16 protein-coding genes and 1 pseudogene are annotated in these 16,965 nt (G+C 58.2%); 9 read left to right on the top strand and 8 right to left on the bottom strand.

The features are described from left to right. Window positions 1–39: 39 nt before the first annotated feature. The gene (locus LPQ25_RS17650) at window positions 40–963 is read right to left on the bottom strand and encodes a LysR substrate-binding domain-containing protein (protein ID WP_004179102.1); all 924 of its coding nucleotides are present in this window, start codon (window positions 961–963) and stop codon (window positions 40–42) included. Here LPQ25_RS17650 and LPQ25_RS17645 point away from each other — a divergent pair. From LPQ25_RS17645 to ybiB, 8 genes and pseudogenes are all read left to right on the top strand, one after another. Then, window positions 955–1,092: a hypothetical protein gene (locus LPQ25_RS17645; protein ID WP_004142057.1), complete on the top strand. Its 138-nt coding sequence runs from the start codon at window positions 955–957 to the stop codon at window positions 1,090–1,092. The genes LPQ25_RS17650 and LPQ25_RS17645 overlap by 9 nt on opposite strands. A 287-nt stretch (window positions 1,093–1,379) precedes the next feature. Beyond that, complete coding sequence (locus tag LPQ25_RS17640; protein WP_014907912.1) at window positions 1,380–2,711, top strand: MFS transporter; 1,332 nt, start codon at window positions 1,380–1,382, stop codon at window positions 2,709–2,711. 50 nt (window positions 2,712–2,761) lie between these two features. After that, window positions 2,762–3,511 carry an SDR family NAD(P)-dependent oxidoreductase gene (locus LPQ25_RS17635; protein WP_002895750.1) on the top strand — a complete coding sequence of 250 codons (750 nt, stop codon included), beginning with the start codon at window positions 2,762–2,764 and terminating at the stop codon, window positions 3,509–3,511. A 13-nt stretch (window positions 3,512–3,524) separates the two neighbouring features. After that, a complete protein-coding gene (locus tag LPQ25_RS17630) occupies window positions 3,525–4,370 on the top strand; it encodes a transketolase (RefSeq protein WP_002895753.1) in 846 nt (281 codons plus the stop codon). Then, the gene (locus tag LPQ25_RS17625; RefSeq protein WP_234599483.1) at window positions 4,370–5,362 is read left to right on the top strand and encodes a transketolase family protein; all 993 of its coding nucleotides are present in this window, start codon (window positions 4,370–4,372) and stop codon (window positions 5,360–5,362) included. The genes LPQ25_RS17630 and LPQ25_RS17625 overlap by 1 nt, the downstream gene beginning before the upstream one ends. 214 nt (window positions 5,363–5,576) lie before the next feature. Then, entirely contained in the window at window positions 5,577–6,932 is a 1,356-nt protein-coding gene (rhlE, locus tag LPQ25_RS17620; RefSeq protein WP_012737691.1) for an ATP-dependent RNA helicase RhlE, read from the top strand. 187 nt (window positions 6,933–7,119) lie between these two features. Further along, window positions 7,120–9,276 carry an ATP-dependent DNA helicase DinG gene (gene dinG, locus LPQ25_RS17615; RefSeq protein ID WP_012737692.1) on the top strand — a complete coding sequence of 719 codons (2,157 nt, stop codon included), beginning with the start codon at window positions 7,120–7,122 and terminating at the stop codon, window positions 9,274–9,276. 28 nt (window positions 9,277–9,304) lie between these two features. Then, window positions 9,305–10,272, top strand: a pseudogene (gene ybiB / locus LPQ25_RS17610) (DNA-binding protein YbiB). 109 nt (window positions 10,273–10,381) lie between these two features. On the opposite strand, the gene ybiJ reads toward ybiB, so the two are convergent. From ybiJ to LPQ25_RS17590, 4 genes are all read right to left on the bottom strand, one after another. Continuing rightward, window positions 10,382–10,642, bottom strand: a complete 261-nt coding sequence (gene ybiJ, locus LPQ25_RS17605; RefSeq protein WP_004176772.1) for a DUF1471 family protein YbiJ — start codon at window positions 10,640–10,642, stop codon at window positions 10,382–10,384. A 285-nt stretch (window positions 10,643–10,927) separates the two neighbouring features. Next, window positions 10,928–11,194: a DksA/TraR family C4-type zinc finger protein gene (locus LPQ25_RS17600; protein WP_002895824.1), complete on the bottom strand. Its 267-nt coding sequence runs from the start codon at window positions 11,192–11,194 to the stop codon at window positions 10,928–10,930. A gap of 20 nt (window positions 11,195–11,214) precedes the next feature. Next, on the bottom strand, window positions 11,215–11,475 hold the full coding sequence (locus LPQ25_RS17595) for a YdgH/BhsA/McbA-like domain containing protein (RefSeq protein WP_004223802.1): 261 nt from the start codon (window positions 11,473–11,475) through the stop codon (window positions 11,215–11,217). Between the two features lie 139 nt (window positions 11,476–11,614). Next, window positions 11,615–12,229 carry a flavin reductase family protein gene (locus LPQ25_RS17590; protein ID WP_002895828.1) on the bottom strand — a complete coding sequence of 205 codons (615 nt, stop codon included), beginning with the start codon at window positions 12,227–12,229 and terminating at the stop codon, window positions 11,615–11,617. 96 nt (window positions 12,230–12,325) lie between these two features. Between LPQ25_RS17590 and rlmF the strand changes: the two genes are divergently transcribed. Then, the gene (gene rlmF / locus LPQ25_RS17585; RefSeq protein ID WP_002895831.1) at window positions 12,326–13,240 is read left to right on the top strand and encodes a 23S rRNA (adenine(1618)-N(6))-methyltransferase RlmF; all 915 of its coding nucleotides are present in this window, start codon (window positions 12,326–12,328) and stop codon (window positions 13,238–13,240) included. A gap of 2 nt (window positions 13,241–13,242) precedes the next feature. On the opposite strand, the gene ybiO is transcribed toward rlmF, so the two are convergent. The 3 genes from ybiO to glnP all read right to left on the bottom strand — a co-directional run bounded on the left by ybiO (window position 13,243) and on the right by glnP (window position 16,928). Beyond that, window positions 13,243–15,438 carry a mechanosensitive channel protein gene (ybiO, locus tag LPQ25_RS17580; RefSeq protein WP_234599482.1) on the bottom strand — a complete coding sequence of 732 codons (2,196 nt, stop codon included), beginning with the start codon at window positions 15,436–15,438 and terminating at the stop codon, window positions 13,243–13,245. Window positions 15,439–15,549: 111 nt separating this feature from the next. After that, window positions 15,550–16,272: a glutamine ABC transporter ATP-binding protein GlnQ gene (glnQ, locus tag LPQ25_RS17575; protein WP_004142040.1), complete on the bottom strand. Its 723-nt coding sequence runs from the start codon at window positions 16,270–16,272 to the stop codon at window positions 15,550–15,552. Next, window positions 16,269–16,928: a glutamine ABC transporter permease GlnP gene (glnP, locus tag LPQ25_RS17570; RefSeq protein ID WP_002895837.1), complete on the bottom strand. Its 660-nt coding sequence runs from the start codon at window positions 16,926–16,928 to the stop codon at window positions 16,269–16,271. The genes glnQ and glnP overlap by 4 nt, the downstream gene beginning before the upstream one ends. Window positions 16,929–16,965 lie beyond the last annotated feature (37 nt).

Raw genomic sequence — 16,965 nt, 5'->3', positions numbered from 1 at the left:
ACTTTAGGCGCCGACTGGCGGTTTGTCCACCAGCCGGGATCAAATATGGAACCCTTCCTCTTTCAGCTCTCCGGCGACCCAGGCGAAGAAGCGCTGGACCTTCTCCTTCTGTTCATTAGCGTGGGGGAGGACGAAGTGGTGCGCGCCGACCGGCATGCTCCGCTCGTCGGCAAATACCGGCGTCAGCTGTCCCTGGCGCACGTGTCCGCCGGCCAGCAGATTGCTCTCGAGGATCACGCCCATCCCCATTCTGGCCGCCTCGATGCTCATATATGACCGGTCGAAATTAAAAATGAAGTTTTTATGCCAGCCGCGGACCTTGTGCCACGACAGCCAGTTGCTCCAGTTAATCAAGGTGCTGTCGGAGTGGATCAGATCGCAGGCCAGCAGATCTTCCACAGCCTGCACAGGATGGCTGGCTAAATAAGACGCTGCGCTGTAGGGCAGGACGCGCTCATTTTTAATGGTTCTGACCAGCAGCGTCGGCCACTGTGACAGCCCGTGACGAATATCGATATCAATATTATCCCGGGAGAACTGGATGCTTTCGTATGAACAGGTCAGGCTGATTTTTAACGCCGGCCACGCCTGGCGGAATTTATCCAGACGGGGCATCAGCCATAGCAGGCCGAAGCTCGGCGCCGAATGAATGCGTAAATAATCCTGATGGATATCGTTGATCACCTGGCTGGTGGCCTGGCCAATCATATTCAGCGCCCCGGAGACCTCTTTGAGATATTTTTCTCCCACCGCCGTTAACGTGACGCCTTTGCTGCTGCGGGAGAACAGTTTTTTCCCCAGAAAGTGCTCCAGGCTGGCTATCTGATGGCTGACCGCCGAGGCGGTAATATTGAGATTCTCTGCGGCCAGATTAAGGCTGCCGGTAGCGGCGACTTCAATAAAAGCCTGGATATTGCGTAAAGAGGGCATCGGCAGATTTTTATTGGGTAGCGGTTGGCTCATGGCGGCATCCTGCGCGGGGCGCGAATAAAAGAAAATAGCGAACAGCGTGGCGCAGCCGGGATGTACAGCATAGGGAAAAGCGAAAAAACAACGTTAATTTGTGATGGGCTTAACAATTTATCTTGTTAAAAGCGCGCAGGTCAGTAAACGCTAAAAATTTGCGGGAAGTCACTAACTCAATTTTTCTCAATCATAATTGAGGTTTTTTGAATACCGTTTCATTTTGGGGTTGTTATATTCCTCTCACAGGCCTGATAACAAACTGCGATGTGCTTGCATCGCAATTATAAAACACCTAACCACCTGTTTCGCTGGCGAAAAGCATTTATCTCTTGCTCCTGTATGGATAGTAAAACGCGGTGATCCGAAGCGGCAGCTTACAGCGAAGTGGATGAGGTATAAAACGAGGAAACCCTATGTCACGTATAGATACGCTGGTCTGTACTGACGCCAGGAAAACGAAATATCGTTTCGTGGTTTTGACGATGATTTTTCTGGTGTATGCCATCAATTACGCCGACCGAACGAATATTGGCGCGGTACTGCCTTTCATCATTGATGAGTTTCATATCAATAATTTTGAAGCCGGGGCCATCGCCAGTATGTTTTTCCTCGGCTATGCGGTAAGCCAGATCCCGGCCGGCTTTTTCATCGCCAAACGCGGTACCCGGGGGCTGGTATCGCTCTCCATTTTCGGCTTCTCCGCCTTTACCTGGCTGATGGGCACGGTGAGCTCCGTGTTTGGCCTGAAGCTGGTGCGGCTGGGACTGGGGCTGAGCGAAGGGCCTTGCCCGGTGGGGCTGGCTTCCACCATAAATAACTGGTTTCCACCAAAGGAGAAAGCCACGGCAACCGGCGTTTACATCGCGGCGACCATGTTTGCGCCGATTATTGTGCCGCCGCTGGCGGTGTGGATTGCGGTGACCTGGGGGTGGCGGTGGGTCTTTTTCTCTTTTGCTATACCCGGAATTGTGGCGGCCATCGCGTGGTATCTGCTGGTCAAATCCAAGCCTGCTGAGAGCGGATTTGTTTCCCAAAGCGAACTGGCAGAGATTAATGCCGGGCGTGAAAGTCATAATAATAGCGTACGCGAAAATATATTAATTGCCGATCGATTCACCTGGCTGGATAAAATCATTCGGGTAAAGAAAATGGCGCCAATTGATACGGCGAAAGGCTTATTCACCTCAAAAAATATTCTCGGTGACTGCCTGGCGTATTTTATGATGGTTAGCGTGCTGTACGGATTATTAACCTGGATCCCCCTGTATTTAGTCAAAGAGCGTGGCTTTGATGTAATGAGTATGGGCTTCGTGGCCAGTATGCCGTGCATCGGCGGCTTTATTGGCGCGATTGGCGGCGGGTGGATTTCAGATAAAGTCCTGGGCCGCCGACGTAAACCCACCATGATGTTCACTGCCGTGTCAACGGTGGTCATGATGTTAATTATGCTGAATATCCCGGCCAGCACCCTGGCGGTCTGTATTGGATTATTTTTTGTCGGCTTTTGTTTAAATATCGGCTGGCCAGCCTTTACCGCGTACGGCATGGCCGTTTCGGATAGCAAAACCTATCCAATCGCCTCTTCCATAATTAATAGCGGCGGCAACCTCGGTGGATTTGTCGCGCCGATGGCGGCTGGTTTCTTGCTTGATAAAACCGGGAGTTTTAATTCTGTATTTACCTATTTTGGTATCTGCGCCGCCATTGGTTTGGTGGTGATTCTTTTCCTCGATGAACCACAATAACGGAAATATATCCTGTTAATTAATATGACGTAATGTCATGGAGTGAAACTATGTTATTAAAAGATAAAGTCGCCATTATTACTGGCGCGGCCTCCGCACGCGGTTTGGGCTTCGCGACTGCGAAATTATTCGCCGAAAACGGCGCGAAAGTGGTCATTATCGACCTCAATGGCGAAGCCAGTAAAACCGCCGCTGCGGCATTAGGCGAAGGCCATCTCGGCCTGGCGGCCAACGTCGCTGATGAAGTGCAGGTGCAGGCGGCCATCGAACAGATCCTGGCGAAATACGGTCGGGTTGATGTACTGGTCAATAACGCCGGGATTACCCAGCCGCTGAAGCTGATGGATATCAAGCGCGCCAACTATGACGCGGTGCTTGATGTTAGCCTGCGCGGTACGCTGCTGATGTCGCAGGCGGTTATCCCCACCATGCGGGCGCAAAAATCCGGCAGCATCGTCTGCATCTCGTCCGTCTCCGCTCAGCGCGGCGGCGGTATCTTTGGCGGACCGCACTACAGCGCGGCAAAAGCCGGGGTGCTGGGTCTGGCGCGGGCGATGGCGCGCGAGCTTGGCCCGGATAACGTCCGCGTTAACTGCATCACCCCGGGGCTGATTCAGACCGACATTACCGCCGGCAAGCTGACTGATGACATGACGGCCAACATTCTTGCCGGCATTCCGATGAACCGCCTTGGCGACGCGATAGACATCGCCCGCGCCGCGCTGTTCCTCGGCAGCGATCTTTCCTCCTACTCCACCGGCATCACCCTGGACGTCAACGGCGGCATGTTAATTCACTAAGCGAGGCAAACAGATGAAGATGACCGAATCACAAAAAGTCGCCGCGGCGGCGTGGCGTATTCGCCGTTACGCCCTGCAAATGGGGGAAGTGCAGGGGCAGGGCTATATCGGCCAGGCGCTGGGCTATGCCGATGTGCTCGCCACCGCCTTCAGCCATGCCATGACCTATCGCCCGGAAGATCCCGAGTGGGAGGGGCGCGATCGCTTCCTGCTCTCTCATGGCCATTACGCTATCGCTTATTATGCCGCGCTGCTGGAGGCGGGCATTATCCCGGAAGCCGAACTGGAAACCTACGGCTCCGACGACAGCCGCCTGCCGATGTCCGGCATGGCGACCTACACCCCGGGGATGGAGATGTCCGGCGGCTCGCTGGGGCAGGGGCTGTCCATTGCCGTCGGCATGGCGCTTGGGCTGCGGCAGAAACAGAGTAAGGCCTGGGTCTACAACTCCATGTCCGATGGGGAGCTGGACGAAGGGTCGACCTGGGAGGCGGCGATGTCGGCGGCTCACTATGGCCTGAGCAACCTGATTAACCTTGTCGATGTCAACAAACAGCAGGCTGACGGCGATTCACGCAAAATCCTCGGCTTTGAGCCGCTGCAGGATAAATGGGCCGCCTTCGGCTGGTACGTACAGCGCGTGGACGGTAACGATCTGCCGGCGGTGATGGCCGCCTTTGACAACGCGAAAAGTTATTCCGGCAATCAGCCGCGGGTCATTTTATGCGACACGCTGATGGGCAAAGGGGTGCCGTTCCTCGAAACCCGCGATAAAAACCATTTTATTCGCGTCGATGCCGACGAATGGCAAAAAGCGATCGCGGTGCTGGACGCTAACAAACCGGAAGGAGTGCTGTAATGAGCCAGAGTCAACCCCGTTTAAAAACGTCGGCGATGATCGCCTCGATTGCTGATGAAGGCCAGGCGACCGTCCCTGCGCCCTTCGGCGTCGCGCTGTCAAAACTGGCGGCGCAGCGCCCGGAAATCGTCGGCATGACCGCGGACCTGTCAAAATATACCGACCTGCATATTTTCGCCCAGGCCTTCCCGGATCGCTTTTTCCAGATGGGCATGGCCGAACAGCTGCTGATGGCGGCGGCAGGGGGGATGGCGAAGGAGGGATTTATTCCTTTCGCCACCACCTATGCCGCCTTTTCAACCCGTCGCGCCTATGATTATATTCACCAGGTCATCGCCGAAGAGCATCTGAACGTGAAGATCTGCGCGGCGCTGCCGGGCCTGACGACCGGCTATGGCCCCAGCCATCAGGCCACCGAAGATCTGGCGATCATGCGCGGTATCCCCGGGATGGTTATCGTCGATCCTTGCGATGCGCTGGAGATAGAGCAGGCGGTACCGGCCATTGCCGATCACCAGGGGCCGGTGTATATGCGTCTGCTGCGCGGTAAGGTGCCGCTGGTGCTGGATAAATATGACTATCAGTTCGAACTGGGTAAGGCGAAGCTGCTGGAGGACGGCAACGATGTGCTGATTATCTCCTCCGGGCTGATGACCATGCGCGCGCTGGAGGCGGCTGAAAAGCTGCGGGCCGATAATATCGGCGTGGCGGTCCTGCACGTGCCGACCATCAAACCGCTGGATGAGAAAGCGATTATTGAACAGGCGTCGAAGCCGGGCCGCCTGGTGGTAACTGCGGAGAACCACACCGCGGTCGGCGGCCTGGGGGAAGCGGTGGCCGCGCTGCTGATGCGTAAGGGCGTACGCTGTGAGCTGGATAGCGTGGGGCTGCCCGACGCGTTCCTGTTAGCCGGCGCCCTGCCGACCCTCCACGATCGCTACGGCATCTCCACCGCGAAGATTGTCGAAAAAATTAAGTATCGTCTGCGTTAACCGCACTGCTATGACCCACTGGCCGCTGAGCGCGCTCAGCGGCCTTCTCATGCCCGCCAGCCAGGCGCGGCATTCTTTTGCAGATTTTATGCGGCCTGTCACAAAATCTGCTAGACTGCGCCCCTTCATGGCATTGTGGTTTTTGCCATCTCTTATCGCAATAATCTCCCTGAAAACTACGCCCTTCACCGGGCCGGGGCGGTTCGGAGTTGTTATGTCTTTTGATTCCCTTGGCCTGAATCCCGATATCCTGCGCGCTGTCGCTGAGCAGGGCTACGTTGAGCCGACCCCTATCCAGCAGCAGGCGATCCCGGCGGTACTGCAGGGCCGTGACCTGATGGCTAGCGCCCAGACCGGCACCGGTAAAACGGCGGGCTTTACCCTGCCGCTGCTGCAGCGCCTGATCCAGAATGAGCCGCACGCAAAGGGCCGTCGTCCGGTGCGCGCGCTGATCCTGACCCCGACCCGTGAGCTGGCGGCGCAGGTGGGCGAGAACGTCTGCGATTACAGTAAATACCTGAATATTCGCTCGCTGGTGGTCTTCGGCGGCGTGAGTATCAACCCGCAGATGATGAAGCTGCGCGGCGGCGTCGACATCCTCGTCGCCACCCCGGGCCGTCTGCTGGACCTCGAACATCAGAACGCCGTCAGTCTTGATAAAGTTGAAATTCTCGTGCTGGACGAAGCGGACCGTATGCTGGATATGGGCTTTATCCATGACATCCGTCGCGTACTGGCCAAACTGCCGGCGCGTCGACAGAACCTGCTGTTCTCGGCGACCTTCTCCGACGAGATCAAGGGCCTGGCCGAGAAACTGCTGCACAACCCGCTGGAAGTGGAAGTGGCGCGTCGTAACACCGCGTCCGAGCAGATCACCCAGCACGTCCATTTTGTTGACAAGAACCGCAAGCGTGAACTGCTGTCGCAGCTTATCGGCGAAGGTAACTGGCAGCAGGTGCTGGTGTTTACCCGTACCAAGCATGGCGCCAACCACCTCGCGGAACAGCTCAACAAAGACGGCATCCGCAGCGCGGCGATCCATGGCAACAAGAGCCAGGGAGCGCGTACCCGCGCGCTGGCCGACTTTAAATCCGGCGGCATTCGCGTGCTGGTGGCGACCGATATCGCCGCCCGCGGTCTGGATATCGAAGAGCTGCCGCACGTGGTGAACTACGAGCTGCCGAACGTACCGGAAGATTACGTCCACCGTATCGGCCGTACCGGTCGCGCGGCGGCCACCGGCGAAGCCTTATCATTGGTGTGCGTGGATGAGCATAAGCTGCTGCGCGATATCGAGCGCCTGCTGAAAAAAGAGATCCCGCGCATCGCGATTGCCGGCTATGAGCCGGATCCGTCCATTAAAGCCGAACCTATCCAGAACGGTCGCCAGCAGCGCGGCGGCGGTCGTGGGCAAGGTCAGGGACGCGGCGGCCAGGGTCAGGGACGCAGCGGACAGCCGCGCAGCCAGAATAATGCCCCGCGCCGTCAGGACGGCGAGGCGCCGAAAGCGCGCACTCAGGACGGCAAACCGCCGCGCCGCCGTCGCCCGCGTAAACCGGCTGGCGAATAACACGCTGATGTCCGGGCCGCGATAACGCGCCCCGGCTCAGGCCCGTCTGTCCGCTACGCGGCGGCGGGCCTTTTTCTTTCCATTACACTATTTGTCGAGCAGGCTTCCTCACTCCGCAGAAAGCAATACCTCCGGGCGGGCAAAAATGGCACAATAGTGGCTGTTTATACAGTATTCAGGTTTTCTCATGGCTTTGACCGCAGCGCTGAAAGCGCAAATCGCCGCCTGGTATAAGGCGCTTCAGGAACAGATCCCGGACTTTATTCCGCGTCCCCCGCAGCGGCAGATGATCGCCGATGTGGCGAAAACCCTTGCCGGGGAAGAGGGCAGGCATCTGGCTATCGAAGCGCCGACCGGTGTCGGCAAAACGCTGTCATATCTGATCCCGGGCATCGCCATCGCCCGCGAGGAACACAAAACGCTGGTGGTCAGCACCGCCAACGTCGCCCTGCAGGATCAAATCTACAGTAAGGACCTGCCGCTGCTGCGTAAAATCATTCCCGACCTGCGCTTCACCGCCGCCTTTGGCCGCGGACGCTACGTCTGTCCGCGCAACCTGACGGCGCTGGCCAGCACCGAGCCGTCGCAGCAGGATCTGCTGGCCTTTCTCGATGACGATCTCACCCCGAATAATCAGGCGGAGCAGAAGCTGTGCGCGACCCTGAAGCAGGATCTCGACAGCTACCGCTGGGACGGCCTGCGCGACCATACCGACAAAGCCATCGACGATGGGCTATGGAGCCGGCTGAGCACCGATAAGGCCAGCTGCCTGAACCGCAACTGCCACTACTATCGCGAGTGCCCGTTCTTTGTGGCGCGGCGGGAAATTCAGGAGGCGGAAGTGGTGGTGGCCAACCATGCGCTGGTGATGGCGGCGATGGAGAGCGAAGCGGTGCTGCCGGAGCCGAAAAACCTGCTGCTGGTCCTCGATGAAGGCCATCATCTGCCGGACGTCGCCCGCGACGCGCTGGAGATGAGCGCCGAGATCACCGCCCCCTGGTTTCGCCTGCAGCTGGATCTATTCTGCAAGCTGGTGGCCACCTGCATGGAGCAGTTTCGTCCGAAAACCACGCCGCCGCTGGCCAATCCGGAGCGGCTCACCGCTCATTGCGAAGAGCTTTTCGAGCTGATTGCCTCGTTGAATAATATTCTCAATCTCTATATGCCCGCCGGTCAGGAAGCGGAGCATCGCTTCCCGATGGGCGAACTGCCGCAGGAGGTGATGGAGATCTGCCAGCGGCTGGCGAAGCTCACCGAGTTGCTGCGCGGCCTGGCGGAGCTGTTCCTGAACGATCTCAGCGAAAAGACCGGCAGCCATGACGTGGTGCGCCTGCATCGGGTGCTGCTGCAGATGAACCGCGCCCTTGGCATGTTTGAAAGCCAAAGCAAGCTGTGGCGCCTGGCGTCGCTGGCGCAGTCCTCAGGCGCGCCGGTAACCAAATGGGCGACGCGGGTGGTGCGCGATGGCCAGATCCACGTCTGGTTCCACTGCGTCGGGATCCGCGTCAGCGATCAGCTTGAACGGCTGCTGTGGCGCAGCGTGCCGCATATCGTGGTGACGTCAGCGACGCTGCGCTCGCTAAACAGCTTCTCGCGCCTGCAGGAGATGAGCGGTCTGAAGGAGAAAGCGGGGGACCGCTTCGTGGCGCTGGATTCGCCGTTCAACCACGTGGAGCAGGGGAAAATTATTATTCCTCAAATGCGTTATGAACCGCTGATGGATAACGAAGAGCAGCACATTGCCGAGATGGCGGCCTATTTTCGCCAGCAGGTGGAGAGCAAAAAACATCTCGGGATGCTGGTGCTGTTTGCCAGCGGGCGGGCGATGAACCGCTTCCTCGAGCATGTGACCGATCTGCGCCTGATGCTGTTGGTGCAGGGCGACCAGCCGCGCTACCGGCTGGTGGAGCTGCATCGCAAACGGGTGGAAAGCGGCGAGCGCAGCGTGCTGGTGGGTCTGCAGTCCTTTGCCGAAGGTCTCGATTTAAAAGGCGATCTGCTAAGCCAGGTGCATATCCATAAAATCGCTTTTCCGCCCATCGACAGCCCGGTAGTGATCACCGAAGGCGAATGGCTGAAAAGCCTCAATCGTTATCCCTTCGAGGTACAGAGTTTGCCCAGCGCCTCCTTTAATCTTATTCAGCAGGTGGGGCGTTTGATCCGTAGCCATAACTGCTGGGGAGAGGTGGTGATTTACGATAAGCGTCTGTTGACCAAAAACTACGGCGCGCGTCTACTGGACGCGTTACCTGTTTTTCCCATAGAGCAGCCGGGCGTTCCGGAGGTTATAGTAAAACGGAAAGCAAAACAGACAGCAAAACAGACGGGCCGCAAACGTCGCTGACGCCGGCGCGTGATGCACCAGGGGAGCCATGGAGTACAGCAAAATTATAAAAGAGGTGGGTCGCGGTAAGAATCATGCCCGCGATCTCGATCAAGAGACCGCTCGTGCGCTCTACGCGCGGATGCTGAACGGCGAGGTGCCGGAGCTGGAGCTGGGGGAATATTAATCGCCCTGCGCATTAAAGGCGAAGGCGAAGCGGAGATGAAAGGTTTTTACGCCGCGATGCAGCAGCATACGCTGCGCCTGACCCCGCCGGCCGGCAAGCCGATGCCGATCGTTATCCCCAGCTACAACGGCGCGCGCAAGCAGGCGAACCTCACGCCGCTGCTGGCGATGCTCCTGCACAAGCTGGGATTTCCGGTGGTGGTTCACGGCGTCAGTCACGATCCCACCCGGGTGCTGACCGAAACCATTTTTACCCTGCTGGACATTCCGGCCACCCTGCACGCCGGACAGGCTCAGGCGCAGCTGGAGGGCCATGAACCGGTGTATATCCCGGTGGGGGCCTTCTGTCCGCCGCTGGAGAAACAGCTGGCGATGCGCTGGCGGATGGGCGTACGCAACAGCGCCCATACCCTGGCCAAGCTGGCCACGCCGTTTGGCGAAGGGGAGGCATTGCGCCTCTCCAGCGTGTCGCATCCAGAATATGTTCCCCGGGTGGCGAACTTCTTTCGCGAGACCGGTGGCCGCGCGCTGCTGATGCATGGTACCGAGGGCGAAGTGTACGCCAACCCGCAGCGCTGTCCGCAGATCAGCCTGATTGATGAGCAGGGCGTGCGGGTGCTGTACGAACGCCAGACTGAGATGGCAGCGGAGGCGGTGGTCCTGCCGACCTCGAAAGACCCTGAGGTCACCGCGCGCTGGATTGAACGCTGCGTCGCTGGCGTCGAACCGGTGCCCAACTCGTTGAAGATCCAGCTTGCCTGCTGTCTGCTGGCCTGCGGGGAAGTGACCTCGCTGGAGCAGGGCCTCAGCCGCGTCAACGACTGCTGGTGATCGGATCTGCAGGATAAAAAAAAGCCCGTCCGGTGGCTCGGACGGGCAAGGCAAGGGTATTAAAGGTCTTTTCAGGGTTAATTCAGTGGCTTACAGATGGGTGCAGCGATTATTTATAGATAACCGCAGTACCGCTCAGTTTGTTGTTGGTGTTAGCGGAAGTAATGCTGTAGCCGGTCGCGCCAGCGGCTTCGGCTTTAGCAGCCAGTTTTGCTTCCAGACCATCTAAAGTGGTTGCGCCTTGCGCAGACACCACGCCGATCTTATTCATGCTTTCAGCCTGAGCGGGGGTAACCGGTTCGGCGGCAAAGGCGCCGAAGGAAAGAGCGGTCAGAGCGATGGCAGCGGCAGCATATTTGATGTTTTTCATAGTTAATCTCTCGCAGGTTGTTCTGTTCAGGGGACGATGTTCCGTCGATGTGATAAGTATCACGCTTTTCTGCGGGAGATAAAATCGAAGGAAATTCACAGTCTTCATCGAATTTTTTGAATGATTAATAATTTACTGATTATTAATAAATTATTTCTCATTCTTTTCGTCACGAAGCGTAGCGAGGAAGACCGACGCGTTTAAGGGCACATATTGCGACTTTTTCCGCCAAAAAATGTGCGCGAAAAGATAATGCGAAAGGCTGTCATAATCGGTAAAGGAAAGTCAGCGTAGCTGGCTGTCCTTGGATCCGCGACGATTATATCCTGAAAATGTATTGTTATGTAAATCTTTCTCCTGCTGGCACTTCACGCAGTATCTGACCCCTGGGATGGCCTGTCGACGGGCCTCCGGAATCGGCTCTCCGCATTCATCACAAAATTTGTTGCTTTCGCCGCGCGGAAGCTCGCGGCGGGCGCGAGCCACCGCATCGTCAATAGTGCTGTCGATCTGATCCTGTACGGCGCCGTCGCCTGCCCAACCTGATGCCATCGTCTGCCTCCTGTAAAAGGTTATTGATAAATTATAGCTGAACCGTACAGCCGGTTACCGCTGCTGGCGGCATTGATCCGCCAGGCTATCGCCCCATGACGGTGGGCCTTATCCGCGAGGGCGGCCGCCAGGTCGTCCAGGGTGCTGGCGCCGAAGGCGGAGACGGTGCCGACAGGGCGGAGCGGCCCGGCATAGGGCAGTACGGGTGGCGGTGGCAGGGGAGAGGCCGCGGTGGCATGAGCGGTGAGCGCCGCGGCGAACAGCAGCGAGACGAATTTCATCAGCATATCCTCATAAACCGCATGGGACATAGCTTAAGTGTAGGTCTTTCCAGACCGCGCGACAGGGAATGTTTAATGCAAAACAGTGCGTTTTGCATGCTACCGGCGCAGGGGAGCGCTACTCTGGCCGGTAGATTATTTAGCGGGCGTCAGGGCGGATCATGTCAAAGCGCAGGCTGTCATCAATACCGTAATAGGCGCTCGGGCCACCGGCGCGCAGGATCGGCTGGGCGCGGGCGGTTTGATAGATACCGTTGTCCAGTAGTGATTCATCGATATGCACGGCGACCACTTCACCGAGCACCAGCCACGTATCGACAGGGTTGCCGTCGGCGGTGGTGAGTTGAATACACTGCGACAGACGGCACTCAAAGTTCACCGGACTCTCCGCGACCCGGGGAGCGCTGACCAGGCGGCTGGCGGCGGCGGTGAGGCCGGCGCGCACGAATTCGTCCTCATGGTGCGGAATCGAGGCTGACGTTTCATTCATCGCCATGGCCAGCGGTCGCGTCGCCAGGTTCCAGACGAACTCCTTTGTTTCGACGATATTTCGCACGCTGTCTTTCCAGCCGCTGCTGGCGAAACCAATGATTGGCGGCCGATAGTTAAAGCAGTTAAAAAAGCTGTATGGCGCCAGATTACGCTGGCCCTCGGCGTCCTGGGAGGCGATCCAGCCTATCGGGCGAGGCCCGATTATCGCGTTCAGCGGGTCATGCGGCAGGCCGTGGCCCTGCGAAGGTTGATAAAAGTACATGCTGCACCTGTCACGGATAATGGAGATATCCAGACTCCCTTATTTACCGCGCCGCCGTCAACGGGTATCTTACGCGGCTGTTCAAAGGAGATTGTCATGAAAGCCCAGAAACCGGGGTTACACCCGCGTAACCGCCACCATCAACGCTACGACCTGCCCGCGCTCTGCCAGGCCCATCCTGACCTGCAGGGCTACATTACGCTCAATCCGCTGGGTGAGCAGACCATTGATTTTGCCAATCCGCAGGCGGTGAAGGCGTTGAATAAAGCGCTGCTGGCGCATTTCTACGCGGTCAAACACTGGGACATTCCTGACGGCTTTCTCTGTCCGCCAGTGCCTGGGCGGGCCGACTATATTCATCATCTGGCGGATCTGCTGGCCGGGGATAGCGGCGAGGTGCCGAAGGATGCCACGATCCTTGATATTGGCACCGGCGCTAACCTCATCTATCCCCTGATCGGCGCTCACGAGTATGGCTGGCGCTTCACCGGCAGTGAAATCAACCCGCAGGCGTTCGCCAGCGCGCAGGCGATTATCAATGGCAACCCGGGCTTGACCCGGCAGATCCGCCTGCGCCGGCAAAAAGAGAGCCAGGCTATCTTTCACGGCGTGATCCATAAAAACGAGACCTACGACGCCACGCTGTGTAATCCGCCGTTCCATGACTCCGCAGAGAGCGCCCGGGCGGGGGGCGAGCGCAAGCGCCGCAACCTCGGACTTGGCGCCGAAAGCGGCCTCAATTTTGGCGGTCAGCAGCAGGAGCTATGGTGCGAAGGGGGCGAAGTAGCCTTTATCTCGCAGATGATCCGCGAAAGCCAGGCCTTCGCCCGCCAGGTGAAATGGTTTACCTCGCTGGTGTCGCGCGGCGATAATCTGCCGCCGCTCTACCGCCTGCTGACCGAGGTCGGCGCAGTGAAAGTGGTGAAAAAGGAGATGGCCCAGGGGCAAAAGCAAAGTCGCTTTATCGCCTGGAGCTTTATGGACGACGCCAAACGCCGTCGTCCATTCTAACGCTACTCGGCGGCCGGGCTGTCGGCGCCCGGCATCGGCAGCTGCTGCCAGGTCTGTACCGGCGCGCGAACCCCGGCGCGGTCGAAGTGCTTTTTCACCTGAGTGTCGAGGGCAAAACGCACCGTCCACTGCTTCAGCGGCAGGGTGGTGAAGCTAACGCGTAGCGTAAAGGCGGTATTGCTCAGCCCCACCAGCCCGGCGAACGACGGTTCGCCAATGATCAGACCGCGGATCTCCTCCTGGGCCAGCAGATCGTCCACCGCCGCCTTCAGCGCCTGGCTGGCTTTATCCAGATCCTCATAGCGGTCAACGTCATAGTTAGCCACAACCGAGCCAATGCCGCGCACGAAGTTGGCAAAGGTGGTGATCGAGGACCAGGGAATAATGTGATAGGCGCCGGTATCCTGACGTACCCCCACGGAGCGAATCGACATTCGTTCCACGGTGCCGGTCAAAGGGCCGATGGTGACCAGGTCGCCGGTGTTCATCCCGTTCTCAAACTGGATAAATATGCCAGTGATAATGTCTTTGACCAGGGTTTGCGCACCAAACGAAATGGCCAGCCCTAACGCCCCGGCGCCCGCCAGCAGCGGCGCAATGTTTACCCCAATTTCCGAGAGCAGGATCATCACCGTGATGGTGCTGATCACCACCGCCAGCGCGTTGCGAAACAGCGTCAGCAGCGTCCGGGCCCGCGCGCTGGGCAGCGGACGGCCATGAATATCCGATGCCAGCCGGTTTTCAATCAGGCTGGCCAGAACCGTCCAGCCAATGGCGGAGAAGAAGAGGATCAGGGCGATGCGGATCAGCACATCCACCGTTTTTTGCCCGGCATCGTTGTGCAGCCATTCCCGGAAGTCAAACAGGCCCCAGGCGCTCAACAGCAGCATGATGGCGACACAGACGGTGAGAATGCGCGCCGCCTTCAGCGAGGCGGAGATCCAGCCATTTAGACGCTTTTGCAGTTCAGGGTAGTTGCGCTGAGTGGCGGGCGACAGGGTGATGGTTTTGGCTATCCAGCGCGACAGGATGCCAGACACCAGCGCCGCGCCGCCGATAATCGCCAGGCTTTGCAGGGTGGCGCCCATCATGAATTTCAGGCTGTTGCCCGGGTCGAACAGGGAAAAGAAAAAAAGCACCACAAAGTAGGCGCAGGCCAGCCAGTGCCAGACCAGCGCGAAGGCGCGGATAAACAGGCTAAAGAAAGCGAGTGAGTGGTCGGCCAGGTGGATCAACCCTTGAGTAATCACCGCTTTGTTATGAAAAATCAGGTACAGCGCCCACAGCGTAATGCACAGCATGATGACGACGTTAGCCAGCGCGCCAACCTGAACATTCACCTGATTGGAAATAATCGGCACCGCGACGATCAGACCGTAACCAATCAGGCTGCTGAGCGCGCTCAGGCGCAGGCTCCAGTATGACGCGGCCTCGTCGCTGAGGTTAAAGGGCCGCAGGGCAGGAATGCGCGGGCAGAAAATGAGCCGCAGAATAGCTTTAAAAAACTCGATCAGCGCGAAGGCGTTGAGGAAAAGGCTCTGCTGGAAGGCGATGGTAGGGTTATTCCCATTCAGGCGATCGCTTAGCAGCTGACCGACAAACAGGGTTAGCGCCAGCAGCAGCAGGTCGATGATAAACGCCCCGGCGATGGTCAGGGGCAGCTGAAGCCAGTTACCGCGATCGCGGTTTTTATGCCGTCCCCATTCGCCCATTTTGCGATACAGCGGCAGCGCCGCGAGGCGTACCAGCCACCAGAAGGCAAACACCAGCCCGGCCAGCAGTAAAAAATGCCAGGCCGCGCTGGTAAAGGTTTGCGGATTAAAGGGCTTATGCGGTGAGCCGGTGATATTGCGCCACAGCTGGGAAAAGCGTGATGAGAGCTGTTCGCCATATTCCCGGCTTATCTGGGTGACGTTCTCCAGTACCGTGGTCTCTTCTTTCACCGCCGGTGGCGTCAGCGTCGGGGTGCTGTCGGGCGGCGGCGTGGCGGCTGCTTTACGCAGCTGGTCAATGAGCTCCTGACGGGCGGAGTCGTTGGCCAGCACATCGGCCAGTGCGGCATAAGCCGCTCTTTTCTGTTCCACATCGGGTTCGCTGGCGCTGTTTTTATCAGTGTTAGCCGTCGGCACGCCGGGGAGGGTGGCGGCGGAAAGCGGGGCAGTAAACAGTGCAGCGAGCAAAAGCAGGATCCACGGCATGGGCACCTCCGTTGCAACGTAAACGGGTAAGTATAGAAGCCGCTGGCGGAAGGGGAGGGAAGAGGATTCTGGAAAAGCGGCTCTCATCGTGGGGGAGAGAGCCGTTGTGGGTCAGGCGACGTGTTGCAGGAATTCACGCAGGCGCGGGCTGGGCGGGTTCTTCACCAGCTCCTGGGGATTGCCGTCTTCAGCAATTCGTCCTTTGTCGATAAAGATTAGTCGCGAGGCCACTTTTTCGGCAAAGCCGATTTCGTGGGTCACAATCACCATCGTCATGCCCTCTTCCGCCAGGTCCTGCATCACCTTGAGCACTTCATGGCGCAGCTCCGGGTCGAGCGCGGAGGTCGGTTCATCAAACAGCATCATCTTCGGCTTCACCGCCAGCGCGCGGGCGATGGCCACACGCTGTTGCTGGCCGCCGGAGAGTTCGGACGGATAGTGATGCGCGCGCTCAGCCAGACCGACTTTCGCCAGCAGCTCTTTCGCCTGCTTCTCTGCCGCCTGCTTGCTGGCGCCGCGTACCCGCAGCGGGCCAAACATCACGTTTTCCAGCGCCGTGAGGTGCGGGAACAGATAAAACTGCTGGAAAACCATCCCGGCTTCCTGACGAATCAGACGTTCGTCCACCTTCGGGTCGTTGACCTTCAGACCATCGACAATCAGATCGCCGCTGGTGATCTCTTCCAGCTTATTGATGCAGCGCAGCATCGTTGATTTACCGGAACCGGAAGGGCCGATAATGACCACCACTTCACCCTGATTAATTTTCAGAGAGATATCGTGTAGCACCTGGGTCGGACCAAAGTGCTTGGAGACGTTTTTAAATTCAATCACAGGATTTTCATCCTTCTTTCAAGACGACGCAGAATAAAGCTCAGGACCAGGGTGATAATCAGGTAGATCACGGCTACGGCGCTCCAGATTTCCAGCGCGCGGAAGTTGCCCGCGATGATCTCCTGTCCCTGACGGGTCAGTTCGGCGACGCCGATGACGATGAACAGCGAGGTATCCTTGATGCTGATGATCCACTGGTTGCCCAGCGGCGGCAGCATGCGGCGCAGCGCCAGCGGCAGGATCACGTGGCGAATGGTTTCGCGACGCGACAGGCCAAGCGCCAGGCCCGCTTCGCGGAAGCCTTTATGTATGGAGAGCACCGCGCCGCGGGTGATTTCCGCGATATAGGCGCCCGAGTTTATCATGATGGTCACTACCGCAGCGGAGAAGGGGTCGATGCGCAGATCGCTAAAGGCCATCGGCAGCGCAAAGTAGATGAACATAACCTGCACCACAATCGGGGTGCCGCGAATGATTTCAATAAAGACCAGCGCGATGTGGTTGGCGATCCAGCCGCCGAAGCAGCGGGCGAAACCGGCCACCAGACCAATTATCAGACCGCCGGCCAGGCCGAGGACGGAAATCCACAGCGTCATTTTGGCGCCTTCCAGCAAAATCGGAATGGCAGGCCAGATGGCACTCCAGTCAAACTGCATAATACGTTCCTGTTACCGTGTCGAGAGCAGAGGAAAG

The organism is Klebsiella sp. KPN54798 (genome assembly GCF_021184225.1).
Taxonomy (GTDB): Bacteria; Pseudomonadota; Gammaproteobacteria; order Enterobacterales; family Enterobacteriaceae; genus Klebsiella; species Klebsiella pneumoniae.
Note: the sequence above shows the minus strand (reverse complement) of the source record. Positions and strands in the feature narration are given on the sequence as shown.